The following is a 16,611-nucleotide window of genomic DNA, read 5'->3' on the forward strand; positions in this document are numbered from 1 at the left end:
CACCGCACAGCGCTCAGCCCCTGGCGCGTGTTCGTCCGCGAAGAAAGAGAAACGAAGACGGCGAAATCCCGCCAATGGAGCTCAACAATCCTGAAACTGCTGGCCCCTGAATGTTTCTAAAACGATCCGATAGATAGCGTGAGCTGATCTGAAGGATCATCCTTAGAAAGGAGGTGATCCAGCCGCAGGTTCCCCTACGGCTACCTTGTTACGACTTCACCCCAGTCGCTGACCCTACCGTGGCCGGCTGCCCCCTTTCGGTTAGCGCACCGTCTTCAGGTAAAACCAACTCCCATGGTGTGACGGGCGGTGTGTACAAGGCCCGGGAACGTATTCACCGTGGCGTGCTGATCCACGATTACTAGCGATTCCAACTTCATGGGCTCGAGTTGCAGAGCCCAATCCGAACTGAGACGGCTTTTTGAGATTTGCGAAGGGTCGCCCCTTAGCATCCCATTGTCACCGCCATTGTAGCACGTGTGTAGCCCAGCCCGTAAGGGCCATGAGGACTTGACGTCATCCCCACCTTCCTCGCGGCTTATCACCGGCAGTCTCCTTAGAGTGCTCAACTAAATGGTAGCAACTAAGGACGGGGGTTGCGCTCGTTGCGGGACTTAACCCAACATCTCACGACACGAGCTGACGACAGCCATGCAGCACCTGTCTCCGGTCCAGCCGAACTGAAGAACTCCGTCTCTGGAGTCCGCGACCGGGATGTCAAGGGCTGGTAAGGTTCTGCGCGTTGCGTCGAATTAAACCACATGCTCCACCGCTTGTGCGGGCCCCCGTCAATTCCTTTGAGTTTTAATCTTGCGACCGTACTCCCCAGGCGGAATGCTTAAAGCGTTAGCTGCGCCACTAGTGAGTAAACCCACTAACGGCTGGCATTCATCGTTTACGGCGTGGACTACCAGGGTATCTAATCCTGTTTGCTCCCCACGCTTTCGTGCCTCAGCGTCAGTATCGGGCCAGTGAGCCGCCTTCGCCACTGGTGTTCTTGCGAATATCTACGAATTTCACCTCTACACTCGCAGTTCCACTCACCTCTCCCGAACTCAAGATCTTCAGTATCAAAGGCAGTTCTGGAGTTGAGCTCCAGGATTTCACCCCTGACTTAAAGACCCGCCTACGCACCCTTTACGCCCAGTGATTCCGAGCAACGCTAGCCCCCTTCGTATTACCGCGGCTGCTGGCACGAAGTTAGCCGGGGCTTATTCTTGCGGTACCGTCATTATCTTCCCGCACAAAAGAGCTTTACAACCCTAGGGCCTTCATCACTCACGCGGCATGGCTGGATCAGGCTTGCGCCCATTGTCCAATATTCCCCACTGCTGCCTCCCGTAGGAGTTTGGGCCGTGTCTCAGTCCCAATGTGGCTGATCATCCTCTCAGACCAGCTACTGATCGTCGCCTTGGTGAGCCATTACCTCACCAACTAGCTAATCAGACGCGGGCCGATCTTTCGGCGATAAATCTTTCCCCGTAAGGGCTTATCCGGTATTAGCTGAAGTTTCCCTCAGTTGTTCCGAACCAAAAGGTACGTTCCCACGCGTTACTCACCCGTCTGCCGCTGACATATTGCTATGCCCGCTCGACTTGCATGTGTTAAGCCTGCCGCCAGCGTTCGCTCTGAGCCAGGATCAAACTCTCAAGTTGGACTTGAACTTTGAACCGGCTGATCACAACGTTTGACGAGGTCCCACCATTCTTCACCGGCCGAAACCGGCGAGCTGCTGACGATTCACATCGTGTGCAGCGATGGTGTAACCTTTAAAACGTGTACCGCCGAAGTCTTTCGTCCACCCTCAGAAAGTCGAAAGCCGAAGCTTTCGAGTATTCCGAGAGACGCAAGGACTCCGCCGTCCACGTTTCTCTTTCTTCATCTTTACTTGTCAAACAGCCCGGGATCTGGCGATCCCACACCCTTAGAGGGTGGTTCTACCCTTCACCGACCGACGGTGAACCCCAACCGATTGATGTCGGCTGTTGTGTCACTCATCTAAGTGAGGAGCATCAGAGGCGCGTTCGCTCGCCTTGGTCAGTGACCCGGCGGCGCCGCGCTCAGTGGTTGGTTTATAGTCCCCACCCCTCGGGATTGTCAACGGCCATTGTCAACAAATCGTCGCACGCCCAAATCGCTTGTGCAGTGCGAAGAAATTCTCGTGCTTTCCGTGGCTTAGGTCGGAGGTAAAAATTCGTCACCCAGCCCTCGCCGCAAAAAACTTCAAAAAAAGTTTGTCGCCGGGGAGCCCGCGAGGCCCTCCAAAACGGGTTCCAACCGCCCTCGGGCCGGGCGGCGGGCATCGACCTGCTTTCAGGGTGCAGCTTTTCCACCTCAAATGCCGCACTTGAGCCACAATCCTGCGACGTTCTGGCTATAACGAATGCATTGAACCGCTCGTAACCTGTGGGGGCACGGGTGGTTTTTCTGGGGGACCAGGCGATTTTCTCCAAGAACCCGTCGCCTCTTCTCCATCGCGGTCGAGCAACATCGAGAGATCTGCACACCATTGACGTTCGAGATCGCGGCTAGCTAATGGCCATCGGCTTCTCGAATTCGATGCGTGTGGCTCGCCACACTGCCGAGATCCCTCTTCACGGGATCAAGGTGGGGACAAGGACGAGCAGAGGTCGATCGCAGTTGCTGGAATTTGGGGGGATGCAGGGTTGAGCCAACGGGCGTCACGCGGAAGCGGCATTGGGCGCGAGACCGGGATGATCGATCTCGGTCACGAACCGCCGCTTTCGGTCGACGGCACCGAGGCTGCGGTGATCGATCGCCGCCGCGTCTCCGTTCAATGGTTCAGCGGCACCATTCTGACTGGACTATGTGGCGCGGCCCTGATCGGCGGCGCCGTTTTTGCGTCGCTCGATGGCGAGATGACCTTCGCCAAGGTGCCGGAGCGCGTTGAAGGCGCGCTGCGCGGCGCCTTCAACGGCAATGATCGCGTCGTCAGCCTGCACAAGGGCGACCGCCTGCCGCCGCCCAGCGAATCCTCCGCCTCCCGCAGCCTGGTGCGCGTGTCGACCGTGACCCGCGTCGGCAATCGCGACGTGATGCGGGTGCGGCCCTTCATCCGAATTTCCGGCAATCTCTCGATGACCACGAGCGATCTGTCGGCCAAAATACCGGCATTCAACGCGCAGCGTCTGCTGACCGATGTCGGCTCCGACACGCCGGCGGCGGCCGAGGATCCGAATGCCGCGGCCGAGCCCGACGCCGAGGTCTCGTTCGTCACCAAGGATCTCGGCTCCGTGCTGCCGAAGGCCAAGCTCGCCGCCGTCGTTGCGCTCGACGACGTGCTGATGCGGGTCCGCGACGCCGCCAACTGGCGCGGCTCCGGCGGCTCGGTGCGCTACGCTTCACTTGCCAATGCTGCAGCTGACGCGAGTGGTGCCGGCCCCGACATGAGGATGGCCTACGCCACCGAGGGCAACACCTCCGATCCCTATGCCGGCTTCGAGACCCGCGTGGTGCCGGAGAACGTCACCCTGCTGCCGAAGACCAAAGAGCAGGTCACCGGCGGCAATCCGGTCGGTGAACGGGTTCACCTCGTCAAGAAGGGCGACAGCATCACCTCGATCCTGCGCGATCAGGGCGCAACGCCCGACGAGGCGAAGGCGATCGCCGCAACGCTCGGCCCGCGCGGCCGCGAGGGCGGCCTGAAGGAAGGCCAGAAGGTCCGAATCCTGATGGCGCCGGCCGCTCCCGGACCGAATGTCAGGCTGCAGCCCTATCGGGTGATCGTCGCCAACGAATCCATTATCGAGGCCGTCGCCGCGCTGTCCGATCTCGGCAAATACGTTGCCGTCGACGTGCAGAGCATGAACACGGTCACCGAGACCGCCGACAATTCCAGCGACGATGACGAGGATGATGGCAGCGGCGTGCGGCTCTATCAGAGCATTTACGAGACCGCGCTGCGCAACAAGGTGCCGCCGACCGTCATCGAAGACATGGTCAAGATCTACTCCTATGACGTCGATTTCCAACGCAAGGTACAGCCCGGCGACTCGTTCGACGTGTTCTTTGCCGGCGAGGACGAGGGCGTCACCAGCACCGAAAAGACCGAAGTGCTCTACGCCGCGCTGACCGTGGGCGGCGAAACCAAGAAATACTACCGATTCCAGAGCTCGGACGACGGCCTCGTCGACTACTATGACGAGACCGGCAAGAGCGCGAAGAAGTTCCTGGTGCGCAAGCCGGTCAACAACGCGATCATGCGTTCGGGCTTCGGCGGCCGCCGCCACCCGATCCTCGGCTATGTGAAGATGCACACCGGCGTCGACTGGGCCACCGCCTACGGCACGCCGATCTTCGCGTCCGGCAACGGCGTGCTCGAGAAGGTCGGATACGAGGGCGGTTACGGCAAATATATCCGCATGAAGCATGCCAATGGCTATGAGACGGCCTACGGCCACATGTCGGCCTTCGCCAAGGGCATGGAGATCGGCAAGAAGGTGCGGCAGGGCCAGGTGATCGGCTTCGTCGGCTCGACCGGCCAGTCGACCGGCCCGCACGTCCACTACGAAATCCTGGTCAACGGCCGATTCGTCGACCCGATGCGCGTGAAGCTGCCGCGCGGCCGTTCGCTCGAAGGCCCGATGCTGGCGAACTTCGAGAAGGAGCGCGACCGGATCGAGGCCCAGATGTCCAGCCGCGGCAGCTCGCGAATCGTCTCGGACGCCACCAGTTCCACGTCGCAGACCCGCTCCATCACCAACCGCTGATGATGCGATAGGGCGCCAGTTCCATCAGATTTCGCCCGTGAGATGGGAACCCGAACGGCGACCATCCAGTTGATTCGTCAGTGAAACCTTCAATGGAGGGTGTCATGGAGAACTGGACGAACGCAAAACTGTGCGATGTCGCCAACCTGATCCTCGGTGCGATTCTCTTCCTATCGCCGTGGCTGTTCAAGTTCGACGCCGGAACGGTTTCCACCAACGCCTACATCGTCGGCCTCGCGATGGCGGTCCTTGCGATCGCCGCGCTCGCGGCATTCGCGGTCTGGGAGGAGTGGCTGAACCTCATCGTCGGGCTTTGGGCGCTGGTCTCGCCCTGGGTCCTGGGTTTCCAGGGAATGACCACCGCGACGACCGTGCACGTGGTGATCGGCATCGCCGTCGCGGTCCTTGCGGCGATCGAGCTCTGGGCGATGTCCCAGCATCCGCCTCGGCTCACGACGCACAGCTGAGGCCTTGAACTGATCCATCCCTACCCGCTGGCGCGGATCGCCGGCGGGGAGGGTTTGGTTGCGCTCAACGAAGATATGCACAAGGATTTGCACCATGACCCAGCTCACCCGCGACGATGTGCTGAAGGCCGTCGGCCACACCGACGACGTCACGATTGCCAGGATCATTGCGTCGGGAGCAACCATCACCGAGCTTGCCGAGGCGCAGGCCTGGCTCGCCAATGACGAACCGCTGATCAATGCCGGCAGGCCGCTGGCCACCGGCCGTGCCCGCGAACTGGTCGATATCCTTTCCGAGCTCGAGTCGGCCGAGGACGACGAGCCCGCCAGCCCTTCGCCGCCGATCGTCCCGCAGGAGTGATTCGCAAATGAAGATCCTCCCCGCGACCTGCGGGGAGGATTCTGGTGTTGCGCCGTCAGTTCAGCTTGCGCTTCGAGACCGGGGCCTCGAACTGCACGATCTCGGCGGTCTTGGGCACCTGACCGTTGAAGGTCAACACGTTGCCCTTCTCCGAGATCACGACGTGATCGCCGTCCTTGACCTCGCCGGCGAGGATCATCTCGGCCAGCGGATCCTGCACGCTGCGCTGGATCACCCGCTTCAGCGGGCGGGCGCCGTAAGCCGGATCCCAGCCCTTCTCCGCGAGCCAGTCCCGCGCCTTGGCGTCCAGCGTGAGCTCGATCTTGCGATCCTCGAGCAGCTTCGTCAGTCGCGCGAACTGGATCTCGACGATGCGGCCCATCTCGCTCTTCTGCAGGCGGTGGAACAGGATGATCTCGTCGATGCGGTTCAGGAATTCCGGCCTGAAATGCGCCCGCACGACGCCCATCACCTGATCGCGGACCGCCGCGGTGTCCTCGCCTTCCGGCTGATTCACCAGGAACTCCGAACCGAGGTTCGAGGTCATGATGATCAGCGTGTTGCGGAAGTCGACGGTGCGGCCCTGACCATCGGTCAGGCGGCCGTCATCGAGCACCTGCAACAGCACGTTGAAGACGTCGGGATGCGCCTTCTCGATCTCGTCGAACAGCACAACCTGGTAGGGCCGGCGCCGCACGGCTTCGGTCAGGGCACCGCCCTCGTCGTAGCCGACATAGCCGGGAGGCGCGCCGATCAACCGCGAGACCGAGTGCTTCTCCATGAACTCGGACATGTCGAGGCGGACCATCGCGGTCTCGTCGTTGAACAGGTCAGCGGCGAGCGCCTTGGTCAGCTCGGTCTTGCCGACGCCGGTGGGGCCTAAGAACATGAACGAGCCGGTCGGCCGGTTCGGATCCTGCAGGCCCGCGCGGGCACGGCGCACGGCGGTTGCCACCGCACGCACGGCTTCGGCCTGGCCGACGACGCGCCTGGCGAGACTGTCCTCCATTTTCAGGAGCTTGTCCTTTTCGCCCTCGAGCATCTTGTCGACCGGCACGCCGGTCCAGCGCGAGACGACCTGCGCGATGTGGTTGGCGGTGACCGCCTCCTCCATCATCTCGCCGCCGTTCTGCTTGCCGCTTTCGCTTGCCTCGATATCGGCGAGCTTCTTTTCCAGCTCGGGAATCCGGCCATAGGCCAGTTCGCCCGCCTTCTGGAATTCGCCGCGACGCTGCGCATTGGCAAGCTCGACGCGGAGCGCATCGAGTTCGCTCTTCAGCTTCTGGGCATTGGAGAGCTTGTTCTTCTCCGCGCTCCAGCGCGCCGTCAGCGCCGTCGACCGCTCCTCGAGCCCGGCGAGCTCCTTCTCCAGGGTCTGCAGGCGGCTCCTGGAGCCGGCATCGTTCTCCTTCTTCAGCGCCTCCTGCTCGATCTTCAGCCGGATGATGTCGCGATCCAGCGAATCGAGCTCTTCCGGCTTGGAATCGACCTGCATCTTCAGCCGCGCCGCCGCCTCGTCCATCAGGTCGATGGCCTTGTCGGGCAGGAAGCGGTCGGTGATGTAGCGGTTCGACAGCGTGGTCGCGGCCACCAGCGCGGAGTCGGTGATTCGCACGCCGTGATGCTGCTCGTACTTGTCCTTCAGGCCGCGCAGGATCGAGATGGTGTCCTCGACCGTCGGCTCGCTGACATAGATCGGCTGGAACCGGCGGGCCAGCGCGGCATCCTTCTCGACATGCTTGCGGTACTCGTCGAGCGTGGTCGCACCGATACAGTGCAGCTCGCCGCGCGCGAGCGCCGGCTTCAACAGGTTGGACGCGTCCATCGCGCCGTCGGTCTTGCCGGCGCCGATCAGCGTGTGCATCTCGTCGATGAACAGGATGATGCCGCCCTCGGCGGTCGAGACCTCCTGCAGGACGGACTTCAGCCGCTCCTCGAACTCGCCGCGATATTTCGCGCCGGCGATCAGGGCGCCCATGTCGAGCGACAGCAGCTTCTTGTCCTTCAGGCTCTCCGGCACGTCGCCGTTGAGGATGCGCAGCGCCAGGCCCTCGACGATGGCGGTCTTGCCGACGCCGGGCTCACCGATCAGGACGGGATTGTTCTTGGTCCGCCGCGACAGCACCTGGATGGTACGGCGAATCTCCTCGTCGCGGCCGATCACCGGGTCGAGCTTGCCGTCGCGCGCAGCCTGGGTCAGGTCGCGGGCATATTTCTTCAGCGCGTCGTAGGCGTTCTCGGCGGTCGCACTGTCAGCGGTGCGGCCCTTGCGCAGCGCTTCGATCGCCGCGTTCAGGTTCTGCGCCGTGATGCCGCCCTTGCTCAGGATGGAGGCGGCCTCGCTGCCCTTCTCAAGCGTGAGCCCGAGCAGCAGCCGCTCGACGGTGACAAAACTGTCGCCGGCCTTGTCGGCAGCCTTTTCCGCCGCATCGAAGGCACGCGCCAGTTCCGGCGACAGGTAGACCTGCCCGGCACCATTGCCCGAGACCTTCGGCAGCTTGTTCAGCGCCTCTTCGGTCGCTTTCAGGATTGCTCTGGAATTACCGCCAGCACGGTCGATCAGACCGCCGGCGAGCCCCTCATTGTCGTCCAGCAGCACCTTCAACAGATGCAACGGCGAGAACTGCTGGTGACCGTCGCGCATTGCGAGCGATTGGGCAGACTGGATGAATCCGCGCGCGCGCTCGGTGTACTTCTCAATGTTCATTCGTTTTCCCTCGGCCTGCCATCGTCACCCATTCAGGCATGACAACGGCATCTTCATTGGGTTTCCGCGGGCCGCGTTGACGTTCCTCAACCAGCCTCTGGTCGTCGCCATCATTTTTCAGGCTTGCCGCAGATGTGGGCACTTGGTTCCAAAACGGAAGAGCCGCAGCCTGCGATTTCGCCCGATGAAGCTCAGCGCCGCACGATGGCGACAAGGTAGCGGCAAGGCTGAGCCGTTTCGTTACGGAAGACGATGTCCGACGGCGGGCCTAGCTCGACGCGGTCACCCGCAGCGAGCTCGTGGCGCTCCGCCCCTTCCATCAAAGTGAGGCGGCCGCTGATCACCCACACCACCTGGCGGACCAGGTGATAGGCGCTGGCAGGGAAGCCGGCTTCCTGCCTTGCAGGCAGCTCGATCTCCACCAGCTCCAGCGGATTGGCCGGATGCAGGAACACCTGCCGCCGCAGATAGGCGGCCTTCGGATCGCGCCAGACCGGCTGATCCTTGGCCCGCTGCAGGCGGGAATTGTGTGAGGCAACCTCGAACAGCGCGGCCATGGTGAGGCCATAGGCGGTGGCGATCCGCGACAGCGTCGCCGCCGTCGGGCTTGCCTCCGCCCGCTCGATCTTGCTCAGCATGGCCTTGGACACGCCTGCCCGTCCGGCGAGGTCCGCCAGCGACCAGCCGCGGCCCTCCCGTTCGGCGCGAACCCGCCGCCCGAGAGCCTCATCGGCCTTGTCCTCTATAATTGACATACCGTCTTATATAGTAGACGATGGGGTCCGTTCAAGAGGCCCGTCAAGGAACCACCGATGATTATCCGCCCCGCCACCGAGCAGGACATCCCTGCGATTACCGCGATCTTCAATGAGGCGGTCGCCAACTCGAACGCGATCTGGACGGAGAAGCAGGATTCCGATGCCGAGCGGCTGGCGTGGATGAAGGCACGGCTGGCACTGGGTTACCCGGTGCTGGTCGCCGTCGAAGGGATGACGGTGCTCGGCTACGGCACGTTCGGCGATTTCCGGGCCTTTCCGGGCTACCGCTACAGCGTCGAGCACAGCGTCTATATCCATGCCGATCATCGCGGCCGCGGCCTCGGCCGCGTCATTGTCGACGAGCTGATCGCTGCGGCCACCGCGCTCGGCAAGCACGTCATGATCGCCGGCATCGACGGCGGCAATCCGGCCTCGCTCCGGCTGCACGCGCAGGCCGGCTTCGTCGAGGTTGCCCGGATGCCGGAGGTCGGACGCAAGTTCGGCCGCTGGCTCGATCTCGTGTTCATGCAGCGCCTGCTGGACACTGCTGGAGCGGCGCGCGCCGACTAGTACCTTCCCGCGGCCGGCAGTTCTCCTCGCCCGCCAAACAGGCTAGAGCGAGCGGATGGACAACGCACAGCTCTCCTCCGCCAGGATCACCGGCATCTACCGCTACCCCGTCAAGGGCCTCACGCCCGAGCCGCTGCCGCACGCAGAGCTCAAGGCCGGCGAGACGATCCGCTCCGATCGCCGCTATGCGATCGAGAACGGCCCGAGCGGCTTCGATCCCTCGGCGCCGAAGTGGCTGCCGAAGCCGCATTTCCTGATGCTGCAGCGGGACGAGTGGCTGGCGCCGCTGCGCGCCCAGTTCGACGATGACAGCCATGTGCTGACGCTGCGCCGGGATGGCGCGATGGTGGCCCAGGGCGACCTCGAGACCGCGGAAGGCCGGGCGGCCATCGAGCGCTATTTCGCCGACCGTCACACCGGCCAGATCAAGGGACCGCCCAAGGTGCTGGTCAGCCCGGGCCACAGTTTCTCCGACGTGCCGCGCAAGGTGGTCTCGATCATCAACCTGGCCAGCCTGCGGGCGATCGAGGAGATGGTGCAGGCGCCGGTCCATCCGCTGCGCTTCCGCGCCAATCTCTATGTCGAGGGCTGGCCGGCCTGGCATGAAGCCAGCCTGCTCGACCAGGCCATCGCGATCGGCAGCGCACGGGCCAGGGTGGTGAAGCGCATCACCCGCTGCGCCGCGGTCAATGTCGATCCCGATACCGGCGCGCGCGACCTCTCGGTGCCGAACACGCTGATGCAGCGCTTCGGCAACAATGAATGCGGCATCTACGCCGAGATCATCAGCGATGGCGGCGCCGCCGTCGGCGACACGATTGCCGCCGAGGGACCTGTCGCGTCGTAGGCCGGGCAAGGCGCATACGCGCCCTGCCCCGCTTTCGACGCGTCAGTTCGTCGGCATCACATAGGCGTAGATCCGGCCGCGCGAGACCGGCGTCTCGCGGACGCGGTGGCCGCTGTTGCCCGAGATCATGGTCGGATTGCCCTTGGCATCGACGCCGGTGATGATGCCGACATGGCCGCCGCCGCGGCGGCTCATCACGGCGATGGCGCCGACCTGCGGTCCCGAAACGCGCGTACCGTATTTGGCGAACGAGCTCGCCATGTCGGAGCCGGTGCCGCGATGGCCGGTGTGCTGCAGCACCATGTTCATGAAGCGTGCGCACCACAGGCTGGAGCGGTCGGTCGGATTGCCGCCGAGATAGCGGCGCGCCTCGGCCACGATGCCGGACGAGCCGAAGCCACCTGCCGCGCTGACGCCGCCGGTGTTGGGCACGGGGTCAGCGCTGCCGGGCAACGGCGCTGCGTTGGTTTCGACGATCCCGCCCGGCTGCGCGAGCGCGCGGCGCTCGGCGCGCGATAGCCGCGCGGTGTGCCGATAGTGATGGCGGGCATAATGACGCGCGTGATGGCCGGCATGGGCCGAATGCGCGTGACGTGAGTGGTGCGGACGGGCGGATGCCGGAGCGGCGGAGATCACGGCGAGAGTGAGCGAACACAGAGCCAGCGCCAAAACACGAAGCGACCGGCGACACGCAAGCAACTGAACCATACTTCACTAGATCCTCTGTAACGCCCCCCAACTCCCCGTCGCGTTCCCGGGGGAACGCGACGGTGGTTTTGAAAATCGGGATGGCGCGAGGAAGATTTCATGCGGCGCAGCGGGAACCATTTCTGGGTCATTCCGCGATGATTCGATGACGAGAAAGGAACCGGAACTGCCGCATTGCGGCCCTGAAAATTAACTGCAAATCTGGACGCGGCCAACGAGAGGAGAATTTCAATGCCCTACGCCACGACGAAAGATCATGTCCGCCTCCATTTCGAAGAGGCCGGCAGCGGAACCCCGATCATCTTCCTGCACGAGTTTGCCGCCGATCACACCAATTGGGAGCCGCAGATGCGCTACTTCGCGCGCGGCCACCGCTGCATCGCCTATTCGGCGCGCGGCTACACGCCGTCCGACGTGCCGCCGAGCGCCGACGTCTACACCTACCAGCACTTCTCTACCGACGCGCTCGCGGTGCTCGATCATCTCGGCATCGCCAGGGCGCATTTCGTCGGGCTCTCGATGGGCTCCTATTCGTCGCTACAGATCGCGCTCAACGCGCCGGAGCGCGCGCTGTCGATGACGCTGGCCGCGGTCGGCTCCGGCTCGAGCCTCGAGCATCTCGATGCCTTCCGCGCGCAGTGCCGAGCCAATGCCGAGCAATACGAGAGCATCGGCGCGGTCGAGGTCGCCAAGGTGACGCGCGAGGCGCCGAGCCGGATTCCGTTCCTGGTCAAGGACCCGCGCGGCCACGCCGACTTCTACGCCGCGCTCGCCCGCCACGACGCCAGGGGCTCGGCCAACACGATGCGCAGCTTTCAGGGCGGCAGGCCCTCGATCTACACCATGACCGACGCGATCAAGCGCGCCGCGACGCCGGCGCTGATCCTATGCGGCGACGAGGACGACAATTGCATCGCGCCCAGCATGTTCCTGAAGCAGCATCTGCCGGCCGCCGGTCTCTCGTTCTTCCCGAAGTCGGGTCACGTGCTCAACCTCGAGGAGCCGGCGCTGTTCAACGAGATGGTCGAGCGCTTCATCGCGCTGGTCGAGGCCGGCCGCTGGCCGGTACGCGATCCGCGGTCGCTGGTGGCGGCGCCGGTGTAGTCCTGTCATTCCGGGGCGCTGCGCAGCATCGAACCCGGAATCTCGAGATTCCGGGTTCACGCTTCGCGTGCCCCGGAATGACGCCATGACGTCACTTCCCCTGCCCACCCCGGCTGAGCAGGAACACGCCCTGCTCGCCGAACATGTTCCACACCCACCACGGCAGGTTGAGCGGCACCGGGCGGCCGTAGAGATCGAGCGCCACCGCGCGCTCCATCTTGACGTTGATCTCCTCGCACAGCTGCACGAAATCCTTGATGGTGCAGAAATGGATGTTCGAGGTGTCGTACCAGCTCGCCGGCAAATTCTCCGTGCGCGGCATGTGGCCGCCGATCAGGAGCTGCAGCCGCATCTTCCAGAACCCGAAATTCGGGAACGAGACGATGGCGCGCTGGCCGATGCGCAGCAGATTTTCCAGCACCACCTTGGGCTGCCGCGTCGCCTGCAAGGTCTGCGACAGGATCACGTAATCGAACGCATCGTCGGGATAGTTGACGAGATCGGTGTCGGCATCGCCCTGCACCACGGCGAGCCCCTTGGCGACGCAGCCGTTGACGCCCTCGCGTGACAGCTCGATTCCGCGGCCGTCGATGCCGCGGCTCTCCAACAGCTGCAGCAATTCGCCATCGCCGCAGCCGACATCGAGCACGCGCGAGCCCGGCCGCACCATGTCGGCGACCAGGAGATGATCGGTGCGATGGCCGCCGGTCCGCTCCGGCGCGATACCCGGCAAGGGCAATGTCTGCTGCATGCTCATGACTGGCCGTCGTCCTTCAGTCCGCGCGCCTTGCCTGCGGCCAGCAGGAAGGCGCGGGAGATGTCGAGGAATTCGGGTACGTCGAGCAGGAAGGCGTCGTGCCCCCTGTCGGTCTCGATCTCGGCGAACGACACCCGCGCGCTCGACGCGTTCAGCGCATGCACCAGCGCGCGCGATTCCGCGGTCGGAAACAGCCAGTCGCTGGTGAACGACACCACGCAGAACCGCGTCTTGATGCCGGTGAACGCCTTCGCCAGCACGCCGTTGTGGTCGGCGGCGATGTCGAAATAGTCCATCGCGCGGGTCAGATAGAGATAGGAATTGGCGTCGAAGCGCTCGACAAAGGACGAGCCCTGGTAGCGCAGATAGCTCTCGACCTGGAAATCCGCATCGAACGAGAAGGTCGGCAGCTCGCGGTCCTGCATCCGCCGTCCGAACTTGCGGTGCAGCGCGGCGTCCGAGAGATAGGTGATGTGCGCGGCCATCCGCGCCACGGCGAGCCCGCGATGCGGATGGGTTTCCTCGTCGACATAGCGGCCGCCGCGCCAGTCCGGATCGGCCATCACGGCCTGGCGGCCGAGCTCGTGGAACGCGATGTTCTGCGCCGAGTGGCGCGTCGAGCAGGCGATCGCGAGCGTCGAGAACACGCGCTCCGGATAGGCCGCGGTCCATTGCAAGACCTGCATGCCGCCCATCGAGCCGCCGACCACGCAGAACAGCGTTGTGATGCCGAGGCGATCGATCAGCATCGCCTGTGCGCGCACCATGTCGGGGATGGTGATGATCGGGAAATCGAGTCCCCACACCTTGCCGGTCGCGGGGTTCAGCGACGCAGGGCCGGTCGAGCCCATGCAGCCGCCGATCACATTGGAGCAGATGATGAAGTATTTATCGGGATCGATCGGCCGGCCGATGCCGACCATGGTCTCCCACCAGCCGGGCTTGCCGGTGACGGGATGGATGTTGTTGACATGCTGATCGCCGGTCAGCGCGTGGCAGACCAGGATCGCGTTGGAGCGGTCGGCATTGAGCTCGCCATAGGTCTGGTAGGCGATCTGGAACGGTGCGAGATCGACGCCGCAATCGAGCTTGAGCGGCTGGTCCATCCCGAACTTCGCCACCAGTGACGACGGATGGTCGGCCTCATGGGCGCGATCATCGCTCGGGGTTTGTGGGCTCGGTATCGGACGCACGTTGCTCATCTAGGCGACCCTGCCTCCGCGCGGGAGGGCTCGACGGACCTCAGGCCAATAAAAAACCCGGCCTGAACAAAGGTTCGGCCGGGAGCTAATAAGGTCCCCGGCCTGTTTAGCGAGTTGTTTAACGTGGCTGCAAGCCGGCCGGCTCAAATGACCACGGGACGCAGGGAACGTAGTCCCCACGCCCCCCGGCGTCAAGACAGCCTTGCCCACGGCCAATTGGTTAACCGAATGCGCAAGGCACGCCTGCGACGTTTCTCTTTGCTTTCGCGGCCCGTCTTTCCTAATCAGGGACCCTGTCCGACGCGGCAACGGGCCGCCCCGACGACAAGGTTTGAGAGCATGTCCAACCCACCCCCGTCGCCGCCCTCGCTGCAGGAGCTGCGCAAGGAAATCGATGCGATCGACGAGCAGGTTCACCGCCTGTTGATGGCGCGCGGCGACATCATCGACCGTCTGATCCAGGTCAAGAAGACCCAGGAGGTCGGCTCGGCGTTCCGCCCGGCGCGCGAAGCCAGCATGATGCGCGAACTGGTGCGGCGTCATCGCGGCATCCTGCCGCTCGACACCATCGAGAGCATCTGGCGCGTCATCATCTCGACCTTCACCTATGTGCAGGCGCCGTTCGCGGTGCATGCCGATGTTTCCGTGGGCGAGTCGGCCATGCGCGACTCGGCGCGGTTTCACTTCGGCTTCGTGGTGCCTTACGTCTCGCATTTCAGCGCACAGGCCGCGGTCGAGGCGGTGGCGAAGTCGAAGGGCGACCTCGCGCTGGTCTCCGCGATCGCAAGCCGTACGCCGTGGTGGAATGCGCTCGAGGCCAGTGGCGCGCCGAAGATCATCGCGCGGTTGCCGTTCCTCGAACGCGCCGACCATCCCGCCGCGCTGCCGGTGTTCGTGATCTCGCGGGTCGCCGACGACGCCATGGTCACCGAAGTGCAGACCTGGAGCGTGCGCGTCTCCGGCTGGAACGCCGATGTCGCCCGCGCGCTGGCGCCGCTCGCCGAGATCGTCGCGGTCCCGGACACCGCCTTCGACGGCGCGGCGCTCCTGGTCTCGGTCACCGGGCAAGACCTGACTAACAAGGGTTTCGAGGCCATCAAGCTCGCCCTGATCCAGGCCGGCGCCTCGGTGCGCTCGTCGGCCCTCGTCGGCAGCCACGCAACGCGCTATACGGTGCCCTCTAACGGATCGGCCAGGACCTGAAGCAAGAGCCGGCCGCCCGTCCAGGTTTTTGTTTTGACGCGTTTTCTTCACGCGAACCGGTATCCACTTCGCTCGAAAACGCTCTGTTCGGAGTTGATGATGTCCCGCCCCGTGCCGAACCCCGGCATCCTCGATATTGCGCCCTACACGCCCGGCAAGAGCCCGGTGCCGGAACCGGGCCGCAAGGTGTTCAAGCTGTCCGCCAACGAGACGCCGTTCGGTCCGTCTCCGAAGGCGATCGCGGCCTACAAGGCCGCGGCTGACCATCTCGAGGACTATCCGGAGGGCACCTCGCGCGTGCTGCGCGAGGCGATCGGCCGCGCCTACGGGCTCGATCCCGACCGCATCATCTGCGGCGCCGGCTCCGACGAGATCCTCAATCTCTTGGCGCACACCTATCTCGCGCCCGGCGACGAGGCGATCTCGACCACCCACGGCTTCCTGGTCTACCCGATCGCCACCATGGCGAACGGCGCCAGGAACGTGATCGCGGCCGAGACCAATTTCACCGCCGACGTCGACACCATCCTCAAGGTGGTGACGCCGCGCACGAAACTGGTCTGGCTCGCCAACCCGAACAATCCGACCGGCACCTATATCCCGTTCGACGAGGTCAAGCGGCTGCGCGCCGCGCTGCCGTCGCATGTGCTGCTGGTGCTCGATGCCGCCTATGCCGACTACGTCTCGCGCAACGACTACGAGCTCGGCATCGAGCTGGTCGCGACCACGGACAACACGGTGGTGACGCACACCTTCTCGAAGATCCACGGCCTTGCCGCGCTGCGGATCGGCTGGATGTTCGGGCCCGCGCATATCGTCGATGCCTGCAACCGCATCCGCGGTCCGTTCAACGTCACGACGCCGGCGATGCTGGCGGCGGTGGCGGCGATCGAGGACACGGCGCATGTGCAGATGTCGCGGAGCCACACCGAACAATGGCGCAACTGGCTGACCGAGGAGATCGGCAAGCTCGGGCTGAAGGTGACACCGAGCGTCGCCAATTTCGTGCTGATCCATTTCCCGACCGACAAGGGCAAGACCGCGGCGGAAGCCGACGCCTATCTCACACGGCGCGGCCTCGTGCTGCGCGCACTAAACAATTACAAGCTGCCGCATGCGCTGCGCATGACCATTGGCACCGAGGAGGCCAACCGCCTCGTGGTCGAGGGACTGCGCGACTTCCTGGCCGGAAAGTGA

Annotated in this window: 13 protein-coding genes, 1 rRNA gene and 1 riboswitch; of the genes, 8 read left to right on the plus strand and 6 right to left on the minus strand. The window is 64.1% G+C overall.

Annotated elements, in window-relative coordinates; translation table 11 throughout:
• Nucleotides 1-166: 166 nt before the first annotated feature.
• Nucleotides 167-1,655, minus strand: a 16S ribosomal RNA gene (locus tag ACVWYP_RS00365).
• Between the two features lie 1,011 nt (nucleotides 1,656-2,666).
• On the opposite strand from ACVWYP_RS00365, the gene ACVWYP_RS00370 reads away from it, so the two are divergent.
• From ACVWYP_RS00370 to ACVWYP_RS00380, 3 genes are all read left to right on the plus strand, one after another.
• A complete protein-coding gene (locus tag ACVWYP_RS00370) occupies nucleotides 2,667-4,730 on the plus strand; it encodes a M23 family metallopeptidase (RefSeq protein WP_304497323.1) in 2,064 nt (687 codons plus the stop codon).
• 104 nt (nucleotides 4,731-4,834) lie between these two features.
• A complete protein-coding gene (locus ACVWYP_RS00375; protein WP_304497324.1) occupies nucleotides 4,835-5,197 on the plus strand; it encodes an SPW repeat protein in 363 nt (120 codons plus the stop codon).
• A gap of 94 nt (nucleotides 5,198-5,291) precedes the next feature.
• Nucleotides 5,292-5,558: a hypothetical protein gene (locus tag ACVWYP_RS00380; protein ID WP_038385289.1), complete on the plus strand. Its 267-nt coding sequence runs from the start codon at nucleotides 5,292-5,294 to the stop codon at nucleotides 5,556-5,558.
• A gap of 55 nt (nucleotides 5,559-5,613) precedes the next feature.
• Here ACVWYP_RS00380 and clpB read toward each other — a convergent pair whose 3' ends face one another.
• Nucleotides 5,614-8,265, minus strand: coding sequence for an ATP-dependent chaperone ClpB (gene clpB, locus ACVWYP_RS00385; protein ID WP_304497325.1), 2,652 nt, complete (start codon nucleotides 8,263-8,265; stop codon nucleotides 5,614-5,616).
• 191 nt (nucleotides 8,266-8,456) lie between these two features.
• Nucleotides 8,457-9,020, minus strand: coding sequence for a helix-turn-helix domain-containing protein (locus tag ACVWYP_RS00390; RefSeq protein ID WP_168858416.1), 564 nt, complete (start codon nucleotides 9,018-9,020; stop codon nucleotides 8,457-8,459).
• Between the two features lie 57 nt (nucleotides 9,021-9,077).
• On the opposite strand from ACVWYP_RS00390, the gene ACVWYP_RS00395 reads away from it, so the two are divergent.
• Nucleotides 9,078-9,593: a GNAT family N-acetyltransferase gene (locus ACVWYP_RS00395; protein ID WP_304497326.1), complete on the plus strand. Its 516-nt coding sequence runs from the start codon at nucleotides 9,078-9,080 to the stop codon at nucleotides 9,591-9,593.
• 55 nt (nucleotides 9,594-9,648) lie between these two features.
• Nucleotides 9,649-10,440: an MOSC domain-containing protein gene (locus ACVWYP_RS00400; RefSeq protein ID WP_304497327.1), complete on the plus strand. Its 792-nt coding sequence runs from the start codon at nucleotides 9,649-9,651 to the stop codon at nucleotides 10,438-10,440.
• 42 nt (nucleotides 10,441-10,482) lie between these two features.
• Here the strand turns inward: ACVWYP_RS00400 and ACVWYP_RS00405 are convergent, their stop codons facing one another.
• A complete protein-coding gene (locus ACVWYP_RS00405; RefSeq protein ID WP_304497328.1) occupies nucleotides 10,483-11,148 on the minus strand; it encodes a TIGR02594 family protein in 666 nt (221 codons plus the stop codon).
• A gap of 231 nt (nucleotides 11,149-11,379) precedes the next feature.
• Between ACVWYP_RS00405 and ACVWYP_RS00410 the strand changes: the two genes are divergently transcribed.
• Nucleotides 11,380-12,252 carry an alpha/beta fold hydrolase gene (locus tag ACVWYP_RS00410; protein ID WP_304497329.1) on the plus strand — a complete coding sequence of 291 codons (873 nt, stop codon included), beginning with the start codon at nucleotides 11,380-11,382 and terminating at the stop codon, nucleotides 12,250-12,252.
• Between the two features lie 91 nt (nucleotides 12,253-12,343).
• Here ACVWYP_RS00410 and metW read toward each other — a convergent pair whose 3' ends face one another.
• Both metW and metX read right to left on the minus strand, forming a co-directional pair.
• Nucleotides 12,344-13,009 (minus strand): methionine biosynthesis protein MetW, encoded by a 666-nt coding sequence (gene metW, locus ACVWYP_RS00415; RefSeq protein WP_028341893.1) that lies wholly within the window; start codon nucleotides 13,007-13,009, stop codon nucleotides 12,344-12,346.
• Complete coding sequence (metX, locus tag ACVWYP_RS00420) at nucleotides 13,006-14,211, minus strand: homoserine O-acetyltransferase MetX (RefSeq protein WP_304497330.1); 1,206 nt, start codon at nucleotides 14,209-14,211, stop codon at nucleotides 13,006-13,008. Before metX ends, metW begins: the two co-directional genes overlap by 4 nt.
• Before the next feature lie 85 nt (nucleotides 14,212-14,296).
• Nucleotides 14,297-14,376, minus strand: a riboswitch (SAM riboswitch).
• A gap of 174 nt (nucleotides 14,377-14,550) precedes the next feature.
• On the opposite strand from metX, the gene ACVWYP_RS00425 reads away from it, so the two are divergent.
• Both ACVWYP_RS00425 and hisC read left to right on the plus strand, forming a co-directional pair.
• On the plus strand, nucleotides 14,551-15,414 hold the full coding sequence (locus tag ACVWYP_RS00425) for a chorismate mutase (RefSeq protein WP_304497331.1): 864 nt from the start codon (nucleotides 14,551-14,553) through the stop codon (nucleotides 15,412-15,414).
• A 99-nt stretch (nucleotides 15,415-15,513) separates the two neighbouring features.
• A complete protein-coding gene (gene hisC / locus ACVWYP_RS00430; protein ID WP_304500409.1) occupies nucleotides 15,514-16,611 on the plus strand; it encodes a histidinol-phosphate transaminase in 1,098 nt (365 codons plus the stop codon).

It is taken from the genome of Bradyrhizobium sp. USDA 3262 (assembly GCF_054060035.1).